At 68.8% G+C, this 18,467-nt stretch carries 17 protein-coding genes; 2 read left to right on the forward strand and 15 right to left on the reverse strand.

Annotation, left to right across the window (positions count from 1 at the left end):
- Positions 1-100 precede the first annotated feature (100 nt).
- The 13 genes from CJZ98_RS00265 to CJZ98_RS00325 all read right to left on the reverse strand — a co-directional run bounded on the left by CJZ98_RS00265 (position 101) and on the right by CJZ98_RS00325 (position 13,844).
- Positions 101-1,657 carry an NADH-quinone oxidoreductase subunit M gene (locus CJZ98_RS00265; RefSeq protein ID WP_094587511.1) on the reverse strand — a complete coding sequence of 519 codons (1,557 nt, stop codon included), beginning with the start codon at positions 1,655-1,657 and terminating at the stop codon, positions 101-103.
- 10 nt (positions 1,658-1,667) lie between these two features.
- Positions 1,668-3,524, reverse strand: a complete 1,857-nt coding sequence (locus CJZ98_RS00270) for an NAD(P)H-quinone oxidoreductase subunit F (RefSeq protein WP_094587512.1) — start codon at positions 3,522-3,524, stop codon at positions 1,668-1,670.
- A gap of 126 nt (positions 3,525-3,650) precedes the next feature.
- Positions 3,651-4,193, reverse strand: coding sequence for a ferritin-like domain-containing protein (locus CJZ98_RS00275; RefSeq protein WP_198537396.1), 543 nt, complete (start codon positions 4,191-4,193; stop codon positions 3,651-3,653).
- 5 nt (positions 4,194-4,198) lie between these two features.
- Positions 4,199-4,933 carry a BMC domain-containing protein gene (locus CJZ98_RS19285; RefSeq protein WP_390625469.1) on the reverse strand — a complete coding sequence of 245 codons (735 nt, stop codon included), beginning with the start codon at positions 4,931-4,933 and terminating at the stop codon, positions 4,199-4,201.
- A 68-nt stretch (positions 4,934-5,001) separates the two neighbouring features.
- Positions 5,002-5,253 (reverse strand): carboxysome peptide B, encoded by a 252-nt coding sequence (locus CJZ98_RS00285; RefSeq protein WP_094587514.1) that lies wholly within the window; start codon positions 5,251-5,253, stop codon positions 5,002-5,004.
- Positions 5,253-5,546 (reverse strand): carboxysome peptide A, encoded by a 294-nt coding sequence (locus CJZ98_RS00290; RefSeq protein ID WP_094587515.1) that lies wholly within the window; start codon positions 5,544-5,546, stop codon positions 5,253-5,255. Before CJZ98_RS00290 ends, CJZ98_RS00285 begins: the two co-directional genes overlap by 1 nt.
- Entirely contained in the window at positions 5,546-7,282 is a 1,737-nt protein-coding gene (locus tag CJZ98_RS00295; protein WP_232756061.1) for a carboxysome shell carbonic anhydrase, read from the reverse strand. The genes CJZ98_RS00290 and CJZ98_RS00295 overlap by 1 nt, the downstream gene beginning before the upstream one ends.
- Before the next feature lie 96 nt (positions 7,283-7,378).
- Positions 7,379-9,844 (reverse strand): carboxysome assembly protein CsoS2, encoded by a 2,466-nt coding sequence (csoS2, locus tag CJZ98_RS00300; protein WP_094587516.1) that lies wholly within the window; start codon positions 9,842-9,844, stop codon positions 7,379-7,381.
- 103 nt (positions 9,845-9,947) lie between these two features.
- Entirely contained in the window at positions 9,948-10,289 is a 342-nt protein-coding gene (locus CJZ98_RS00305) for a ribulose bisphosphate carboxylase small subunit (protein ID WP_094587517.1), read from the reverse strand.
- Between the two features lie 155 nt (positions 10,290-10,444).
- Entirely contained in the window at positions 10,445-11,857 is a 1,413-nt protein-coding gene (locus CJZ98_RS00310) for a form I ribulose bisphosphate carboxylase large subunit (RefSeq protein ID WP_094587518.1), read from the reverse strand.
- A gap of 71 nt (positions 11,858-11,928) precedes the next feature.
- Positions 11,929-12,243: a BMC domain-containing protein gene (locus tag CJZ98_RS00315; protein WP_094587519.1), complete on the reverse strand. Its 315-nt coding sequence runs from the start codon at positions 12,241-12,243 to the stop codon at positions 11,929-11,931.
- Positions 12,244-12,566: 323 nt separating this feature from the next.
- Positions 12,567-12,848: a P-II family nitrogen regulator gene (locus CJZ98_RS00320; RefSeq protein WP_094587520.1), complete on the reverse strand. Its 282-nt coding sequence runs from the start codon at positions 12,846-12,848 to the stop codon at positions 12,567-12,569.
- A gap of 3 nt (positions 12,849-12,851) precedes the next feature.
- Positions 12,852-13,844: a sodium-dependent bicarbonate transport family permease gene (locus CJZ98_RS00325; protein WP_094587521.1), complete on the reverse strand. Its 993-nt coding sequence runs from the start codon at positions 13,842-13,844 to the stop codon at positions 12,852-12,854.
- Positions 13,845-13,984: 140 nt separating this feature from the next.
- Here CJZ98_RS00325 and CJZ98_RS00330 point away from each other — a divergent pair, with 140 nt between their 5' ends.
- On the forward strand, positions 13,985-14,605 hold the full coding sequence (locus CJZ98_RS00330; RefSeq protein WP_198537397.1) for a non-canonical purine NTP pyrophosphatase: 621 nt from the start codon (positions 13,985-13,987) through the stop codon (positions 14,603-14,605).
- Positions 14,606-15,269: 664 nt separating this feature from the next.
- Here CJZ98_RS00330 and CJZ98_RS00340 read toward each other — a convergent pair.
- Positions 15,270-15,992, reverse strand: coding sequence for a BMC domain-containing protein (locus CJZ98_RS00340; RefSeq protein ID WP_232756087.1), 723 nt, complete (start codon positions 15,990-15,992; stop codon positions 15,270-15,272).
- Positions 15,993-16,376: 384 nt separating this feature from the next.
- Here CJZ98_RS00340 and CJZ98_RS00345 point away from each other — a divergent pair, with 384 nt between their 5' ends.
- Positions 16,377-16,688 (forward strand): hypothetical protein, encoded by a 312-nt coding sequence (locus CJZ98_RS00345; RefSeq protein ID WP_094587525.1) that lies wholly within the window; start codon positions 16,377-16,379, stop codon positions 16,686-16,688.
- Here CJZ98_RS00345 and CJZ98_RS00350 read toward each other — a convergent pair.
- A complete protein-coding gene (locus tag CJZ98_RS00350) occupies positions 16,675-18,348 on the reverse strand; it encodes an oxygen-binding di-iron domain-containing protein (RefSeq protein ID WP_094587526.1) in 1,674 nt (557 codons plus the stop codon). The two genes, CJZ98_RS00345 and CJZ98_RS00350, sit on opposite strands and share 14 nt — an antisense overlap.
- Positions 18,349-18,467: the final 119 nt, after the last annotated feature.

Consider the following 18,467-nt stretch of genomic DNA (forward strand, 5'->3'; position numbering starts at 1 on the left):
CCCGGGCCCCGGGGGGCCGTGGTGGTGGCAGCAGTCTGTGCGCTGCCGGTGGCCTGGACCAGCTCTGGGGATGCGGCGGTTGGGAGATCCTGCTGGGTCATCAGCTCAGTGCACCTCCGCTGGCTGGGCCGGCCGCCATCGCTGCCACCAGGGCCGGCAGCTGGGCCATGGCTGTGGTGGTGGCTTCACCCAGGTGGGCAAGTCCGCCAGGCACCAGGCCGATCACGATCACCAGGCCCGTGAGGGCCAGGGCCGGCAGCTGGTCCTGCCAGGGCACCACGGCGAGCCGCACATCCACAGGCGCCAGCCGCTGGCCCGCGGCGTTCGCTTCGGGCTGGGGCGGCGCGACCGCCAGGCGGCCGAAGAAGGCCCGGTTCACCAGCAAGAGGAAATACACGGCCGTCAGGCCACTGCCCACCATGCACAGCAACGTGGGCAGGGGATAGGCCGTGAGACTGCCGCGGAACACCAGGAACTCGGAGATGAAGCCGGCCATGCCGGGTAGCCCCGCGCTGGCCATCACCCCGGCAATCATGAGGGCACCGGTGAGGGGCAGGCCCCGCTCCGGGTTGAGCAGGCCGCGCAGCACCTCCAGGTCCCGGGTGCCGGTGACCCGGTACACCACCCCCACGAGCAGGAACAGCAGGGCCGAGATCAGGCCGTGGCTGACCATCTGGAAGACGGCTCCCAGCAGGCTCACGGGACTGGCGGCGGCCGCCGCCAGCAACACGTAGCCCATGTGGCCCACGGAGCTGTAGGCCACCATCCGCTTCATATCCCGCTGGGCGATGGCGGCCAGGGAGCCGAACAGCACCGACACCGCCGCCCACAGGGCCAGGGCTGGCGCCAGCTGCGCCCAGGCCTCCGGGAACAGCCCCAGGCAGAAGCGCAGCAGACCGTAGGTGCCCAGCTTGAGCAGAACCCCGGCCAGCAGCACCGACACCGGCGTGGACGCCTCGGTGTGGGCATCGGGCAGCCAGGTGTGGAACGGGAACAGGGGGATCTTGATGCCGAACCCCACCAGCAGCGCCCCCATCAACAGCAACTGGGTGCCCATGCCCAGCTGCTGGGTGAGCACGGGAGTGAGGCTGAAATCGGCCTGGCCGGTCACCAGAGCGATGCCGAGGAAGGCCCCCAGGATCAAGATGCCGGAGACGGCCGTGAAGATCAGGAACTTGGTGGCCGCATAGGCCCGGTTGGCCCCGCCCCACACCGCGATCAGCAGCCAGAGCGGAATCAGTTCCAGCTCGTAGAAGAGGAAGAACAGCAGCAGGTTCTGGGCCAGGAAGGCACCGTTCACGGCCCCACTGATCACCAGCAGCAGGGCGAAGTAGAGGCGGGGGCGCTGCACCACGGCGGTGGAGGCCCAGGCCGAGACCAGCGTGAGGCCCGCATTCACCAGCAGCAGGGGCATCGACAGGCCATCGACCCCGAGGCTGTAGTCGAGGCCGAGGCTGCCCACCCAGCCCAGGGCCTCGTTGAGCTGCATGCCGCCGAAGTCGGCCTGGAACGTGAGCAGGACCTTGACGCTCCAGGCCAGTTGCAGCAGCAACAGAGCGAGGGCGGCGCGGCGCACGGCCTCGGGGCTCGGGTTGCCGGGCCAGAGCACCAGGCCCAGGGCACCGAGCAGGGGGATCAGCAGGAGGGCGCTCAACATAAGACCAGCCTCACCCGAACACCCAGCTGAGCGAGGCGAGCAGCAGCACGATCGCCACCACGGCCGTCAGCACGTAGGACTGGCTCTGGCCGCTGACGCTCAGCTTCAGGCCATCGGCCGACACCAAGGACAGGCGGCCCAGCTGATTGACGAAGCCATTCACCACGATCCGATCGAACCAGTCGGAGAGGCGCGCCAGGCTGGCCACCAGGGCCACGATCGTGGCGCGGTAGAAGCGATCGGTGTAGAAGTCGTAGGCCAGGAAATCCTGCAACACCCGCACCGGCTGAAGGATCGAGCGGGCGTAGCTCTTGTGGATCGGCAGCAGGGCTCCCACCAGAACCCCAGCGGCGCTGGAACCAAGCACCGCCACGGCGACCGCAGGCGAGAAGGAGGCGATGCCGGGTACCGGATCGAGCTGACTCAACAGCTGCGGCGTCAGCAGGACCACCACGCCGAGGGCCACCATCGGAAGAGCCATCTGCCAGTTCACCTCCGGAGCCCGGCGGGTCTTGGGCTGGGCTGCCCCCAGGAACACCTGGCGGAACACGCGCGTGAGGTTCAGGGCCATCAGTGCGTTGGTGGCCAGCAGCAGCAGGGCGAACAGCGGAGCCTGCTGCACGAGCACCTCCGCCGCCAGCCCGAAACTCCAGAAACAGCCCAGGGGCACCAGGCCAGTGAGGCCAGCGCCAGCCACCAGGTAGGCGCTCGTGGTGGCTGGCATGCGGCCGCCCAGCCCGCCCAGCTCGGTGATGTCCTGGCAGTTGGTGGTGGCGATCACGCTGCCCACGCTCATCATCAGCAGGGCCTTGGCCACGGCGTGGGCGAAGAGCAGCAGCAGGGCGATCGAGGGCAGCTGCAGGGCGATGGCGATGAACACCAGGCCCAGATAGGCGGTGGTGGTGTACGAGAAGGCGCGCTTGATGTCCACCTGGGCGATCGCCACCAGGGAGCCGCCGATGGCGCTCACGGCCCCGATCAGCAGCAGCACCGTGGTGGCCACCGGCGAGTACTGCAGGATCGGCATCACCTTGATCAGCACGAGAGCGCCGCAGGTCACCACCACCGAGTTGCGCAGGATCGAGGCCGGGTTCGGCCCCTCCATCGCCTCATCCAGCCAGAGGTGCATGGGCACCTGGGCGCATTTGCCCGTGGGCCCGGCAATCAGCCCCAGCCCCAGCAGGGTGGCGGCCAGGGGCGAGAGGCTGCCGCTGGCCGCAGCCTCGGCCGACCAGTGGTAGAGGCTGGGGAAGTCCATGGCGCCGGCCCAGGCCGAGAGGGCCACCACCCCCATCAGCAGCAGCACGTCGCCGACGCGCTTGGTGAGGAAGGCGTCGCGGGCGGCGGTGACCACCAGCGGCTGGGCGTACCAGAAGCCCACCAGCAGGTAGGTGGAGAGGGTGAGCATCTCCAGCAGGAAATAGCTCAGGAACAGCGAGCCGCTGATCACCACGCCGCTCATCGCCCCCTCGAAGAAGCCCACCAGGGCGTAGAAGCGCGCCAACGACCACTCCTTATCCAGATAGCCCAGGCCGAAGAACTGGGCTATGAGGCTCATGGCGGTGACCAGTTCCAGGGCCACCAGGTTGGTGGGTGAGAGGTCAAATTGGATCGCCAGGTGCAGGTCCGCCACCTGCAGCCACTCGAAGCTGAGGCTGGCGGGCCCGTGCTCGAACACCGCCCGCATGGCCAGGCTGCCGTGCAGGAAGGCCACCAGGGTGGCCAGCAGGTTGAGGTAGGCGGCCGGCCGCGGTCCGGTGCGCCGGATCCAGCCCGCGGCCCAGGGCAGCGACAGCAGGACACCTGCGAACCCGTAGAGCGGGATCAGCCAGGCGGTCTGCAGTGGCAGGGGAAGGGCGGCGGTCAAGGGGACGGGGGAGGGAATCCGGAGGTGGAAACGCGGATCAGCGGCGGAATCTAGGAGAGAAAGCCCCCGGACGGCCTGGCCGATCCGGGGGCTGGAAGGGGCCGAGCCGGGCCGCCTTCGGGCCCGTCAGAAGCGGGCCCGATCACTAGGGGCCGCAGGCGCGGCGCGCAAGCCGGTGGCGTTGCGGGCCTGGGGCGCTCGGCGGCCGTAGGCCTGGTAGCCGGGGCGGCGACGTGGCCCCCCGAGCTCCTGCAGCCAGGCGGCCAGCTCCTCGCCGTGGTGGGTCTCCTCCTCCCACAGGGCCCGGAAGAAGGCGCCATTGGCCCCATCACCGATCAGTTCGCAGAAGCGGGTGGCCTCGTCGTAGTGGGCCACGAGGGCGGCCTCCAGCTCGGTGTTCTGCTCCAGCAGCCCGATCAGGTCGGGCGCATGGCTCACCGGCTGCAACTGGGAGGCGGCGGGGGCCACACCCAGCGAGAGCATCTGCTGCACGATCCGCTCTCCGTGCTGCATCTCCTCCACGGTTTCGGCGCGGAAGCGCTCGGCCGAGGCCGCATCGCCCCAGAGGTCCACGAGGGACGCCTGGGTCATGTACTGCTGGACGGCGGAGAGCTCGAGGCTGAGGGCGCGTCCCAGATAGCCCAGGACGCGCGGATGGACGGCGTCCATGGCCATCAGAGACGACGGGCGGTATCGGTGCTGCCGACCAGGGCAGGCTCCACTTCGCTGTGGGGACGGGCAATGATGTGGGCCGCCACCAGGCCATCGCCCACCCGCTCACAGGCATCGGCGCCGGCGCGCACGGCGGCGTTCACGGCGCCGGTCTCGCCGCGCACCATCACGGTCACGTAGCCGCCGCCGACGAATTCGCGGGCGATGAGGGTCACTTCGGCGGCCTTGGTCATGGCGTCAGCGGCCTCGATGGCCGGCACCAGTCCGCGGGTTTCGATCAGACCGAGGGCGATGCCGTGCACGGAAGGAGCCATGGCGTTGGAAGAGCGGTTGGAGGAGGTGGGTGGGGTGCTGGCACCCCCGCCCGAACGGGCGGGGGTGGAGCTGGCCTTAGCGGCCGGGCGGGAGGAGCTGGTGGAGCGGCCGCTGGAGGCGGCCCGGGCCGGAGCCGAGCGGCTCACCGTGGTGGCGGTGGTGGTCACCACGGGGCTTGGGGTGGCCGCCGCGGGCGGGGCCTTGGCGGCATGGGCAGGGGCGGGGTTGGCCACCTCAGGCGTCACCACCGGTGGTTCGGCGGGCTTGGCCCCAGGCGCCGCCGCAGTGGAGGGCTGGGCCCCGGCGGGCTGGGCAGCAGCTGTGGGCTGGGCCGCGGAAGTGGGCTGTGCAGAAGCAGTGGGTTTGGCGCCGCTGGCCCGGCTTGCGCTGGTCTTGCTGGGTCGGGAGCGGGGGGTGGCCATGGCGGGGAAGAATGCAGGCGAGGGAGGGCGAAGACCTGGAGGATTGATCGGGGGTGGTGATCCGGGCCTCAGCCGTCCGGCGACCAGTGGTCAATGATGCCGGCGATGGTGAGGTCGGTGAACAGATCCGGGTTGCCGGTGGCGAAGCGGGCGGCGGATCCGCTGGCCGTGAACACCCAGTTGCCGGGGGCGGCGCCCACCGGGTCGCAGGCGACGCTGAGCTTGCCCTTGGGAGTGCGCAGCACCCGCAGGTTCAGGTGGGCAAAGCCCGCCACCCGCTGTGTGCAGACGAGGGAGCCCATCACCTGCATGATCTCCATTACTTGCCGCCTCCTGCCGGCGGGTTGCCAGCCGCCATGGCCTTGGCGGCGTCGGGATCCCAGTGGTCGATGATCCCCACGATTGTCAGATCGCTGGGATAGGACTTGCTGCCGGCGGCCTCGCGGGCCGCCGAGCTGCCTACACAGATCACCCAGTCCCCGGGAATGCAGCCCACGGCATCGACGGCCACCTTCTGGGTGCTGCCATCGAGCACCACTTGCAGGTGTTTGTGCTGAAAATCGGCGATGCGATTGGTCGAGACCAGCGGCTTGACGACTTTGCAGATCAACATCAGTGTCCCCCTCCGGTGTTGAACGTGATGGACGAGCTCACTGTCTCGGCCGGAACCGGCCGATCACGGTCACGCACGGTGAGCAGGGTGTGCAGTAATCCCTGGCCGCAGAGGTCCGCGTAGCGGCTCTCGATCGCGGACTTGACCCGTTCGCAGTGGCGGACCGCCCGCTCCCGCGCCCCGGGGACGGCCCCGTGGTAGTCGAAGCGGAGCACCACCGGGATCGGCAGGCCGCGCGAGACATTCAGACCCTTGAAGATCTTGACACCCACGTCGAGATCGGGCGCGCCCTCCTCGACCGTGTCCATGTGGGCGAAGTAGGTGAGGTTGCGCAGGTGGATCTCCTTGAAACCGATGCCCACGCCGATGAAGCGCTCGGCATGGCCGGCGTCCGCGTAGTGGCCGCCGTGGTACTGGAGCACGTAGTCGATCTGGGACAGGTTGTGCTCAATCAGGCGCGCGATCAGCCGCACCATGCCCGGATCGGGGCTGGCGGCGGCGGCCTGGAGCACCAGCTGCTCGATCTGCTCGCGACCCGCCTCGGGACTGAGCTGGCGCGTGGCCTCATAGACCTGGCGGGCATCGAGCCAGCGGCCCAGATCGGTCTGGCCTTCGCGGCCCGGCACATGCACCCGGATCGCGTCGGTGTCGGTGTCCATGCCGATCAGCAGCAGATCCACCGAGGCGCCGCAGCAGAAGCTGTTCTCCACGGCCTGTTGGAAGTCCTGGAGGCGTTGCAGGCCCTGGGCCGCCGCCGCCTTGTCGTCGCTGCCGTGGGCGGCGCAGCCCTCGTGGCAGGGATCCACCGAGCTGAAGTGGTAGACGACGGTCTTGAGGTAGCGGGTGTCGGCGTGGGCGGGGTTGGGGATCGCCTCGCGGTAGCGGCGGTGCTCGGTCTTCACCCAGCGGTCCACCGTGTTCTCCACATCGAACATCGCGCCGGCGTGGGGCCGCCGCCGCACCGCGCTGAAGGGGAGCCGCAGGGCGTAGGCGATGGCGTGGGCCAGGCGCCCATCGGCGCAGGGGGTCACATCCAGCAGGTGAAAGCCGCAGTCGAGCAGGAAGGCCTCGAAGACCTCGGCCTCCGGACTGCCGGCCTCGGCTCCCAGGGGGTCGGCCTCAAAGAAGCCGATGCTGGTCTGCTCATAGGCCTCGAACACGCACCAGGCATAGAGGGTGCGCATGTCCAGCTGGCTGGTCCAGGCGGTCTCGAGGATCGGCAGCGGCAGGTCGTAGCCCAGTTCGGCCCGGGCCAGGCGTTGGGCCTGGGCTACGAAGTCTGGCTCGTGCTGCAGGGCCGACAGTCGCTTCAGCACGGGCACGATCCGATCGAAGGCGCCCATGGTGCGCTCCTCGTAGGCCCGCAGGGCCGTGTTTGCCGCGGGATTGCTGAGCGGGTGCAGGGCCCCCGCGACGGCTGCGCCGGAACGGACCTGGGTGCGGATCACCTGAGCAGCCACGGGCCGTACGCGACGGCCTGCCGGAGCACTGGCGGCGGGGCGGCTGGGCACCGCGGCCGAGGCTGATGCAGCGGCGTCGACCGGGGTGGCCGGGCGACCACTAGCCCGGATCTCGGCAACGCTCGAGCGCAGGGCCTCGGCGGCCGGATTCCGGCGCTGGCGGGGGCGGCTGGCCCCCTGGCGGGCGGCCTGGGCCAGTTCCCGTTGGCGCAGCACTTTGCTGAAGGCACGCACCGGGGACAGGCCCGGGTCGGCCTCTGTGGCGGATTGAACCACTGGAGTTCCAGGACGCCGGCGCGGGGCCGTGGGCCCGAGCTGGGTCGGACGGGTCTGGTTGGAATTGGTGGGTCGCCGGGGCATGGGTTAGCTCGCTCAGCCGCGGGCGCCGCCAGACACCGTGATCAGGGAGCCCTGATCGGTGCTGCCGCTTGATCCGGTGACGCGGCTCACAGGGACCGCCACTTCGACATTGCGCTTGGGCTGGGCGGCAGGCATGGCGCTCATCGGACCGACGCGGGTGGGGTTGCGCCGGCGGGCGGAGCTGCCCTCGGTGCCGGTGACGCGATCACCGCGGTCCCAGTCGTCGCCGGTGATCTTGTTGCCGGAGCCCTCCCCGGTGACCCGGGAGGCGGGGCGCAGATCCTCATCGGCGGTCACCACAGCGGCGACGGCGGGGCGGACGGCCAGGGGCTGGGGTGCCTGGCGGTCGAAGCGGAACTGTTCGGTGCCGGTCACCTTGCCACCGGCCATGTCAAAAGGGCCGGTGATGCGCCCACCCTGCTCGTAGGTGCTGCCGGTCACGGCGCCGGTGCGTTCGCGCTCCAGCTGGGCCTCACGGGCCGGGGACTGGACGCTGAACTGCTGCCAGGCGGCGGCGTTCAGGGGCTGGGGAAAATCCGGGGCGACGGAGCCGGTGGAGTGGCCGCAGGCCTCGGCCTGCTGGTCGGCGCCGATGTAAGGGGTGCCGGTCACCTCTTCGCAGGCACCGCGTTCATCGCCGGTCATCACGCCGCCGACGCCGGGCTTGATGCCGGTCATGCGGCGGTTGGCCATGGCCATGGCCATCGGCAGGCGCTCGCGCACGGCCTGGACCTGCTGGCTGGAGCACCACTGGCCGGTCTGCTCGAGGCCGGCGTAGGGGGTGCCTGTGACGGCCTTGCAGGTGCCGGGCTCATCGCCGGTCACCTTCTCGCTGCGGCCGGTGCGGGTGCCGCTCACCACCAGGTTCTTGTTGGTGACGCTGAAGCCCACCTTGGGGGCTTCAGGGGCGGGGCGGTTGCCGCAGAAGGTGTCGAACTGCTGGGAGCCCAGGTATTCGTCGCCGGTCACGTTGCGGCAGCTGCCGGGCTCATCACCGGTGACGCGCTCGCTGCGGCCCACGGAGGTGCCGGTGACGCCGGTGCCGCGCAGGGTGTTGAAGCTGGCCACCTTGGCGGGAGCCTGGCCAGGGGTGGGAGCCTCCCGCCCGAGGTACTGGTCGCCGGTGAGCTGCAGGCCGGAACCGGGCTCGTCGCCGGTCACCTTCTCAGAGCGGCCCACCAGGACCCCGGAGATGGCCTGGCCACCCTGGGTCTGGCTGCGGCCCACCTTGCGCACGGCGGCGGCGGGGCTGGAGCCGCACCAGGTTGCGGCCTGGTTGGCGGAGATGTACTCGGTGCCCGTGATGCTCTTGCAGGTGCCGGGCTCATCGCCGGTCACCTTTTCGCTGCGGCCCACCTCGTTGCCGGTGACCCGGTTGCCGTGGCTGGTGCTGCTGACGCGCACCTTGGCGGGCTGGGCTGGGCTGGGCTGGGACTGGCAGAAGGTCTGGAACACCTCAGCGCCGAGGTACTCGGTGCCGGTGATCGTGCGGCAGGTGGCCGCCTCGTTGCCGGTGGTCTTGACCGAGCGGTTGGCCTGGGTGCCGGTGACCACCTGGCCGCTCAGGGTCTCGCTCACGCCCACCTTGAGGCTGGTCTCGGCAGCCTGCTTGGCGCCCTTGCGGTTTGGGCCGCTGGGGCGGGTGGTGCCGCTGCCGCTGCCGGTGCGCACGATGCCGGCGCTGCCGCTCTTGTTCTTCAGCTCCCGCAGCTTCTGGGCCAGTTCACGGGTGCTCAGATCGGGGTTGCCCTGGCGCACCACGGCGGCACTGCCGGAGGAGGCGCTGGTGCTGGCGGACTTGCCCTTCTTGGCCAGGGCATCGCGGCGGGCCAGCACCAGGGCGCGGCTGGGGTTGTGCTGGGCGGTGATTTTCTTGGTGGCGGCGCGGCCGGTGCCGCCGTTGCTGCTGGCGGCGCGGCCGCTGCCCAGCGACAGGCTGGCGGTGCGGGCACTGCTGCGCCGATCCGTGGCGGTGGGTTCGCCGGACTTCTCCTGGCACTTGCAGGTGTGGCTGCCGGCCTCCTTGCGGGAGGGATCGCTGGCCGAAGGGGAGCTTCCGGCCACCAGGGCGGCCTTGGCGGCATCGGTGCGGCTGCGGTCCTTGGAGCGATCGGCCCGCTTGCCGCCCCGGCTGAGGGCTTCGCGACGGGCCAGCACCAGCTCCCGGCTGGGATTGGCGACAGGCTTGGCTGCACTGCGATGGCCGCCGGCCTGAGCGGAGCTCAGCTCGACGCTGCGGCGCGGCACGCGCTCGGGTTGCCCGGCCCGTCGGCGCGAGGGATCAGTGGCACTCGGCGCGCTGGCGGCGATCACCTCGGCCTGGCTGGGCACCGGCGAGTTGGTGCGGGTGGGGCGGGCGTCAGCAGCGCTGCGCACACGGCTGGGGGACGAGGTGAAGCGGCCCGTGGCTTTTTTGCCACCATTGGTCAGGGCCTTGCGGCGCTCCAGAGCTGCTTCACGACTCGATGTGCTGGCCATGTCCGCCCGGCGAATGGAATGACTGAAAAAATGCAGGAAACCTGCGGATGAAGAAGGTGGTCCCGATGGTGATCGGGACCACGGCTGATGAAGTCCGCTGAACTCAGCGGCCTTCGAACACCACGAAGCAGGAGCCCTGGCTCTGGGTGTAAGCGTCGTAGCCAACCAGACGCACGTGGTGGTCGGGGTAGGCGCGGTGGGCGGCTTCGAGCTCGCTCACGATCACGTTGAGGTCCTTCTCACCGAAGAAGGGCAGCTTCCAGTAGGACCAGTAGGTGGCCATGGAGTTGCTGGGGTGGACGTGCTCAATGAGCGGGCTCCAACCCTGGGCAATGATGTAAGCGATCTGGTCGTAGATCTCGTCCTGGGTGAAGGGCGGCAGGAAGCCGAACGTCTCCAGGGTGGCGACTGTTTGGTAGTCACCCACGGTGCTCTTGAAGGGCATGGGGATCCTTGGTGAAGGGATGGAATGAACCCGGTACCTTGGGGGCTCGGGTTATGTCGCGTTCAGACGGCCCGCTGAATCGGGGCTGGGGATCGGTTGGCAGCAGGGCAGGGAGAGGGCCGTAGCACCTCTCCGCCACCACGCAGCTGGGGCGATCAGTTGACGTCGAGCTTGTCGACGGTGTCGAACTCGAACTTGATTTCCTTCCAGGTCTCGAGGGCGATGGCCAGCTCGGGGCTGTGCTTCGCGGCTTCCAGAAGGATGTCGCGACCTTCGCGCTCGATTTCGCGGCCGGCGTTGCGGGCCTTGACGCAGGCTTCGAGAGCCACGCGGTTGGCGGCAGCACCAGCGGCAGAACCCCAGGGGTGACCGTGGGTACCACCACCGAACTGCAGCACCGAGTCGTCACCGAAGATGGCCACGAGGGCAGGCATGTGCCACACGTGGATACCGCCGGAGGCCACAGCGAACACGCCGCCGAGGGAGCCCCAATCCTGGTCGAAGAAGTTACCGCGGCTGCGATCTTCGGGAACGAAGGATTCACGCAGCTGGTCGATGTAGCCCAGGGTGGACTGACGATCGCCTTCCAGCTTGCCCACCACGGTGCCGGTGTGGAGCTGGTCACCGCCGGAGAGACGCAGGCACTTGGCCAGCACACGGAAGTGGATGCCGTGCTTGGGGTGACGGTCGATCACCGCGTGCATGGCGCGGTGAATGTGCAGGAGCATGCCGTTCTTACGGCACCACTTGGCCAGACCGGTGTTCGCGGTGAAGCCGCCGGTGATGTAGTCGTGCATGATGATGGGCTGGCCCAGTTCCTTGGCGAACTCGGCGCGCTCATACATCTCCTCAGGAGTGGCGGCGGTGCAGTTGAGGTAGTGCCCCTTCTTCTCGCCGGTTTCCTGTTCGGACAGCTTCACAGCCTCGGCAACGAACTCGAAGCGGTTCTGCCAGCGCTGGAAGGGCTGCGAGTTGATGTTCTCGTCGTCCTTGGTGAAGTCCAGACCGCCACGCAGGCACTCATACACCACACGGCCGTAGTTCTTGCCGCTCAGGCCGAGCTTCGGCTTGATCGTGCAACCCAGCAGGGGACGGCCGTACTTGTTCATCCGGTCGCGCTCGACCTGGATGCCGTTCGGCGGACCCATGCAGGTCTTGATGAAGGCCAGCGGGAAGCGGATGTCTTCCAGGCGCAGGTGGCGCAGGGCCTTGAAGCCGAACACGTTGCCGACCAGGGAGGTCAGCACGTTGGTGATGGAGCCTTCCTCGAACAGGTCGAGGGGATAGGCGATGAACGCGTAGAAGGCTTCCTTGTCGCCAGGGACGTCTTCGATGCGGTAGCAGCGGCCCTTGTAGAAGTCGAGGTCGGTGAGGAGCTCGGACCACACAGTGGACCAGGTGCCGGTGGAGGATTCAGCGGCCACAGCGGCAGCCACTTCCTCACGGGGCACACCTTCCTGGCCGGTGCACTTAAAGCACGCGAGCAGGTCGGAATCGAGGGGAACGTAGTCAGGAGTCCAATACGTGTCGCGGTACTCCTTAACCCCAGCGTCGTACTTCTTTGCCATGGAGAATCTCCGGGTGGGTTCAGGGAAAAAGGTCAGAGGGATGAGCGGGCGTCAGCGGCGCGCGTCAGGCCTCAGTCCTTGGAACCCACGAAGCCGGCGCTGCTGTTCAGGGCAGGTTCCACTTCGCGGTGGGGGCGGGCAATGATGTGGGCGGCCACCAGGCCGTCGCCCACGCGCTCACAGGCATCGGCGCCGGCACGAACGGCAGCGTTCACAGCGCCGGTTTCGCCACGGACGAGGACGGTGACGTAACCGCCGCCCACGAACTCACGACCGATCAGGCGCACCTCGGCGGCCTTGGTCATGGCGTCTGCGGCCTCGATCGCGGGGACCAGACCCCGGGTCTCGATCATGCCGAGGGCGATGCCCATGGTTTCGTTAGCCATTACCTGCTCCTGGAGGAGGGGTGGAATGTTCGCCAGCAACCATGGTCGGCGGCGGTTCCCCCCGTCAAGCCGTTTGGAGGGTTGGGGCCATCAGGGTCGACGCTGCCTCGCATAAGGGAGACTGATCTAAGCGCCACAAAACGTCTTGAATGCTTGTGGTCCGTGCGTCAGTGGACGCCGACATCCTGCCCCAGAACTGGGTTTATCGGTCTACGGCCTCGTTCGCCCATCGGGTCGCTGCCGCGGAGACGCCTCCATGCCAGGCCCCTCCAGCTCGTTTGGCCTTGCTGGGCAACTCTCGCGTTTCGAGGCTGCGGTGCCGCTCAGAGGGGCGTGGCTTCCGACACGAAGGCCACGCCGCCGTAGTAGCGCAGCAGGGGCTGGATGCCGTCCCGCAGCTTGACCAGCGTCTCCTGCTCACAGAAGACGATGACGTGGGCGTTGGCGCCCAGGCTGCTGAAGTCCATCGATTCGGACACGGCGCCGTGGGGCCCTTTGCCCGTGACGTGGCGCATCACCGAGTAGCCGGGCGCTCCGGCCGCATCGATCACCTGGAGCACCTTCTGCAGTTCCCGTTCGCTGAGGATCAGATCGAGGCGTTTCATGGTTCAGCCAGCAGGAATGAGTTGCTTCACCAGGAGCATGTAGATCGGAATCCCCACGATGATGTTGAAGGGGAAGGTGACCCCAAGGGAGGTGGAGATGTAGAGGCTTGGATTGGCCTCCGGCACCGTCATTCGCATCGCGGCGGGCACGGCGATGTAGGAGGCGCTGGCACACAACACCATGAATAGCAGGGCATCGCCCTGGTTCAGGCCAAGCCCGCGGGCAATCGTGACGCCGATCAGGGCATTGAGCACTGGCATCAGCACCGCAAAGGCGATCAGCAGCGGGCCGGCGCGGCGCAGATCCCCCAGCCGCTGGGCCGCCACGATGCCCATGTCCAACAGGAAGAAGCTCAGGGCCCCGTAGAAGAGCTTGTCGGTGAAGGGCAGCATCTTCTCCACCCCTTGGGGGCTGAAGCTGGCCACCAGCACGCCGATTACCAGGCTTCCCACCAGCAGGAACACCGAGCTGTTGAGAAAGGCCTCCCGCAGCACGGAACCCCAGCCCATGGCGCCGCTGTCCGGGCGCTTCTGGGGCCCCGCCAGTTTCACCAGCAGCAGGCCGATGATGATCGCCGGCGATTCCATCAGCGCCAGGGCCGCCACCATGAAGCCATCGAACGGCAGCCCCACCACCCCGAGAAAACTCTGGGCCGTGATGAAGGTCACGGCACTGATCGAGCCGTAGGTGGCCGCGATCGCGGCGGCGTTGAAGAGATCGAGCCGGGTGCGCAGCAGCAGGAAGCTATAGAGCGGTACCACCAGCGACATCGCCACGGCCGCCAGGATCGTGGGCAGCACCTGGCCGCCGAGTCCGCTGTGGGCCAGCTCCACCCCGCCCTTGAAGCCGATGGCCAGCAGGAGATAGAGGGAAAAGAGCTTGGGTAGCGGCGAGGGAATCTCCAGGTCGGAGCCCAGCAGCACCGCCAGCACGCCCAGAAAGAAGAACAGAACCGGTGGGGAGAGCAGGTTCTGCAGCACCAGGCTGGTCTCCATGGGCGCCCGGCTCTCTCATCAGTGGCTCCAACCTAGGGGTGGGATTCGGCGCCATCTGGGGGCCGTAGCCAATTGCAAACGCCCTGTGCGGCCGAGTTGCCCCCACCCCCGTACCGGGGCAGGGTCCGCCGTTGGCCACAATGGCGGACCCTGCGAGGCATCCCGTGAGGCCAGCGGCGCCCCATCCCGTGCTGGTGATCGCCAGCAGCAACCGCTGGAAGGTGGTGGAAATCGGCGCCATGCTCGATGCCGTGGCCATCGAGGTACGCCCGCAGCCCGATGGGCTGGAGATCGAGGAGACCGGCCTCACCTATCTGGAGAACGCGCGCCTCAAGGCCGAAACCGTGGCCCGGCTCACCGGCCATTGGGCCCTGGGGGACGACTCCGGTCTGGAGGTGGATGCCCTGGGCGGCGCCCCCGGCCTCTATTCCGCCCGCTACGCCCCCACCGACCACGAGCGCATCCATCGGCTGCTGCACGAACTGGGTCCCACGCCCTACCGCAGCGCCAGCTTCAACAGCGCCATGGCCCTGGCCGATCCCAGCGGTACCACGGTGCTCGAGGCCGAGGGGATCTGCCGCGGCGAGATCCTCACGGCCTCCCAGGGCCATGGCGGCGGCTACGACCCGATCTTCTGGGTGCGGGAGGCGGGCCTGAGCTACGCCCAGCTCCCCGACCACTTGCGCCACAAGCTGGGCAGCCGGGGCAAGGCGGCGCGGGCTCTGGCCCCCGGACTCAAGCACTGGCTGGGGGTGGACTGAACCGGGACAGGCGTGGGCTCAGGCCGCGGGCCCCGTCCGCCCAGTACGGTTCAGTATGTTCATCTTGAACGACCCTATCCGTGCTCACTGAGTGTCTTGGAAGATCCCTTGATTCCTGCCGATGGACTCGATCGCTTGAGTGACTTCTACGGCGATGATGTCTTGGATGCGGAGGCGGATCCCGGTATTGATGTCATCAGGGAGTTGGCATGGCAAGTTGGTACGGCATACCGCCTGGGTCGGCATCCATGGGGTGAGCCTGGTCATGTCCAACGCACTGGAGGATCTTCACTTCACAGGCAATCCTTCGTTGATCGGTGATTCCCAGGGAGGCCAAGGTGAGCCTCCTTGCCGATGTCGACTTGGGGTGCTCTTGCGGTTTGAGCAGGAGAAGGCCCGGGTGGACGCATCGCTGCGCGCAGCATCAGCCTGACAAGCCAGATGTGACGCAATGGCGTCCTGTCCATGGCCATGGGCTTCCCGATCGGCACCGCCATGGGCCGCCACACTGGCCAGAGCTCCCAGGCCAACCTGGCTAAAACCAGCCTGACTGCGCGGGCGACGCGTGGCAGTGCCAGCGGCAACTTCCGCTTCGTGGATCGGCACCGGAGGAGCCCAGTGACATCCCAATCTCGCGCCCCTGACCGCTGGCCCGGCGCCTGGGTTAGTCGCGGGCGCGGCGGTTGATGCCGTCCACGGCGCGCATGGCGGCGGCGGCGGCCTCCTCCACGTCGCCCTCGCGGCCCGCCAGGGTGAGCCGGCCGAAGGCCCCCACCCCCTTCACGTCCACGATCGTGATGTTGGAGGACTTCTCGGCCTCATTGGCGGCGATCAGCACGTAGCCGGCGGGCTCGGTTTCGAGGATGAACATGCTCATGCCGGCCTGGATCATCGAGCCGCGGCGGTTCTGGCGGTTGATCAGCACCGCGTGGTCGGGTGTGATGGCGCGGATGATCTCGGTCCAGCTCACCTCGCAGCGGCTGCGCTGCTCCACGGTGCTGCCGATGGCCTCGAGCACCACCTCGCCCGAGTGGAGCACGTTGCTCTGGTCGCGGTGGTAGAGCGCCAGCGAGCCGAAGGCCCGCTCCACGATCATCTGGCCCAGGCGCACGGTGCTGGCCTTGAGGGCGATGTCGGTGACGCGGTGCACGGCCATGCCGGGCGAGACCTCGAGCCACAGGCAGGCATCGCCCGGGATCGGCAGGAAGCCCTGGCTCACCGTGCCCATGTAGGCGGCGAGCTGGGGCTGGAGCGAATCAAGGAAGACGTAGGTGCGCAGCTCGATCGACTGCACATGGCTCGACTGCCGGCTCAGCCGGGCGCCCTCGGCGTCGGTGGTGATGACACAGCTGGCGGCCGATGGTGTCGGGCCCGGACCCCCACCCAGACCGCTGCCGCTGCCGAGACTGCCACCACTGAAGCCAAGGTCGGTTCCGGTGATCTGCACCGACCGCGCTCTGGCCCTGGGGATGCGGTTCGGCAAGGGGAAGACGTCGCTCCGGGGACTGCATCGCCCCTGGATGGGCGAGACCAGAGGGAGGACCGACGCGACGACCAGGACGACCTGACCGCTGCCCCACCTCTGAAGTGTTGGGGGGATCTTACCGTCCGCCCCGGGCCCTACCCGCCCCCGCCTCGCGCCGCCAACTCCTGCCGGACCATCCTGCAGGTCGTGGATTGGCGTCCACTGACGCCAGGCCCGCCATGGTGGCGACGCCTACATCGCGCCACGCTGGGCCCGCTATCACGGGGCCACTCCGGGTTCGACGCCATGCTCTCCCCCCCCGCCACCCGCCTGCGGCTGCAGGAGATCCTGGATCGCCTCTCGGCGGGCCGGGCCGTGGCACTCGAGGAGCGGATCTACCTCCAGAAGTTCGCCGACCGGGATCCGCGGGTGGGCACCTGGCTGCGGCGCGCGCGCCGCCAGCAGCAGGCGGCCACGGGCGATGGCCTCGACCGCCTGCTCGCCGGCCTGGACCTTGGGGATCCGGATCCAGCCCCTCCCTTTCGACCCGACCCGGAGGATCCCGGCGACTTGGGTGACTGGTTCGGCAGCGCCCCGGGCTGGCTCAGGCGCAGCTGATCCGATCGCGGCCCTCCCGCTTGGAGCGGTAGAGGGCTCCATCGGCGCGCTCCAGCACCGTGGCGAAGTCCTCGGTGCCCGAGGCGGCGGCGCCAGTCCCCGCCTGGGCGATGCCCAGGCTCAGGCTGATGTGGCCCTCGGGGGCGAGCCCCTCCAGGTCGAGCCTGGCCGTGCTGGTGCGGATGCGCTCGGCCACGGTGAGGGCCGAGGGCTGATCCGCGGCGGGCAGGACCAGCAGGAACTCCTCACCCCCCAGTCGGTAGACGGCATCCTGCGGACGCACCGAGCGGGATAGCAGCGAGGCCAGGCGCTGGAGCACCAGATCGCCGGCGCCATGGCCGTAGCTGTCGTTCACAGCCTTGAAGTGGTCGATGTCGATCGAGATCAGGGCGTAGGGCGTCGACGGAACCTGCTGCTCCAGGGCGCGGCGGTTGGCCAGGCCCGTGAGGGCGTCGCTGTAGGCCGCCTCCCGCAGGGCGGCGGTGTTCCGCTGCTGGCGCACGCCGTGGAGGTAGTGCTGTAGCCAGGGCCGCATCGTCGTCGCCACCTCCCGCAGCATCGCCAGCAGTTCCGGGTCTCCCTCGTCCTGGCCCTCGCTCCAGCGCAGGGCCAGCAGGGCGGCGGGCTCGCCAGGCAGCGCCACCCGCACCCAGTCCGCCGGGGGAAGGCGGCGCTCCGCCGCACGCTGCCCCTCTCCCCAGCTGCACCAGCCGGAGCCGGGCAGGTCGATCGCCAGTTCGCAGTCGGCCACGGTGCCGGTCGACGCCAGGATCGTGCGCAGGCTGGCCACCAGGGCCGTGGGGCTGTCCTGGCTGATCAGGGCCTCCGTGATGCGGCCGCGGGCCTGGGAGATGCGCAGCAGTCGCTTCAGGTCCAGGTCGGCATCGGCCAGGCAGAACACGCCGCAGTCGATCTCCGTGAGCCGCTGAAACACCTCGGCAACGACCGGGCCAGGCACGATGTGGCCGTGCTGGGGGGCGATGCGCTGGATCCGGGGCCAGTGCAGCTGGATGCGGTTGAGGCCGGCCGTCAGCAGCTCCCGACTCGGCATGTAGTGCTGGTGGAAGGGCCGGGCGTTGTCGATCAGGTAGTCCACATCACTCGACTCCAGCACCGCCGCATCGGGCACGAAGCCGCCGAACAGGTCGGAGGAGAAGAGCGTGCCGGTGCCCGTGTCGAAGGAGACGAAGGCACCAGGAAAGTGCAGGTAGGGGGTGAGCTGGAACTCCAGACGCCGTTCCCCGGCCAGGGGCAGGCACCAGCCGTGCTCCTCCACCCGGTAGTAGCTGAAGCGGTGGCCGTAGTGGCGCAGCAGGGCCTGGGCGCGCCACTCGGTGACCACCTCCACGTCCGGGCGCTTCAGGCGCTCGGAGAGCAGCGGCAGGCTTGCGGCAATGTCGGGATCACAGTGGTGGCAGACGATGTAGCGGATCGCCTCCAGGTCGCGGATGCGGGCCACCTTGCGCAGGGTCGCCTCGATCGTGAGCGGTGAGCCGGGGTCGATCAGGACCCCCCTGCTACCGTTATCGAGGTAGTAGGCGTGGCACTGGAAGCGGTCGTCGGGCAGGCGCATGCCCACCCACCAAATCTGCGGCGCGATCTGGATGGGCGCCTCTGGATCGAAGCCTTGCAGGCTGATGGGCAGCTCCGACAGGACCATGGACCGAGTGGGCTCGCGGCGGCCGGGCCGCTCAGGCCGGTGGCCGAATCTGGGTCAGCCAGACCATAGACGCCCTGGCGGTCTGGTGGACATCGCTCTGCACACCCCCTTGCATGCCC

The sequence above is a fragment of the Vulcanococcus limneticus LL genome, from assembly GCF_002252705.1.
Taxonomy (GTDB): Bacteria; Cyanobacteriota; Cyanobacteriia; order PCC-6307; family Cyanobiaceae; genus Vulcanococcus; species Vulcanococcus limneticus.

Bases quoted from the DNA above. Each gene is read 5' to 3' on its own strand.
- CJZ98_RS00265 (WP_094587511.1), bottom strand. From the start codon at position 1,657: ATGTTGAGCGCCCTCCTGCTGATCCCCCTGCTCGGTGCCCTGGGCCTG.
- CJZ98_RS00275 (WP_198537396.1), bottom strand. From the start codon at position 4,193: ATGGACGCCGTCCATCCGCGCGTCCTGGGCTATCTGGGACGCGCCCTC.
- CJZ98_RS19285 (WP_390625469.1), bottom strand. From the start codon at position 4,933: ATGGCCACCCCCCGCTCCCGACCCAGCAAGACCAGCGCAAGCCGGGCC.
- CJZ98_RS00285 (WP_094587514.1), bottom strand. From the start codon at position 5,253: ATGGAGATCATGCAGGTGATGGGCTCCCTCGTCTGCACACAGCGGGTG.
- CJZ98_RS00290 (WP_094587515.1), bottom strand. From the start codon at position 5,546: ATGTTGATCTGCAAAGTCGTCAAGCCGCTGGTCTCGACCAATCGCATC.
- csoS2 (WP_094587516.1), bottom strand. From the start codon at position 9,844: ATGGCCAGCACATCGAGTCGTGAAGCAGCTCTGGAGCGCCGCAAGGCC.
- CJZ98_RS00305 (WP_094587517.1), bottom strand. From the start codon at position 10,289: ATGCCCTTCAAGAGCACCGTGGGTGACTACCAAACAGTCGCCACCCTG.
- CJZ98_RS00310 (WP_094587518.1), bottom strand. From the start codon at position 11,857: ATGGCAAAGAAGTACGACGCTGGGGTTAAGGAGTACCGCGACACGTAT.
- CJZ98_RS00315 (WP_094587519.1), bottom strand. From the start codon at position 12,243: ATGGCTAACGAAACCATGGGCATCGCCCTCGGCATGATCGAGACCCGG.
- CJZ98_RS00320 (WP_094587520.1), bottom strand. From the start codon at position 12,848: ATGAAACGCCTCGATCTGATCCTCAGCGAACGGGAACTGCAGAAGGTG.
- CJZ98_RS00325 (WP_094587521.1), bottom strand. From the start codon at position 13,844: ATGGAGACCAGCCTGGTGCTGCAGAACCTGCTCTCCCCACCGGTTCTG.
- CJZ98_RS00330 (WP_198537397.1), top strand. From the start codon at position 13,985: ATGGCGGACCCTGCGAGGCATCCCGTGAGGCCAGCGGCGCCCCATCCC.
- CJZ98_RS00345 (WP_094587525.1), top strand. From the start codon at position 16,377: ATGCTCTCCCCCCCCGCCACCCGCCTGCGGCTGCAGGAGATCCTGGAT.
- CJZ98_RS00350 (WP_094587526.1), bottom strand. From the start codon at position 18,348: ATGGTCCTGTCGGAGCTGCCCATCAGCCTGCAAGGCTTCGATCCAGAG.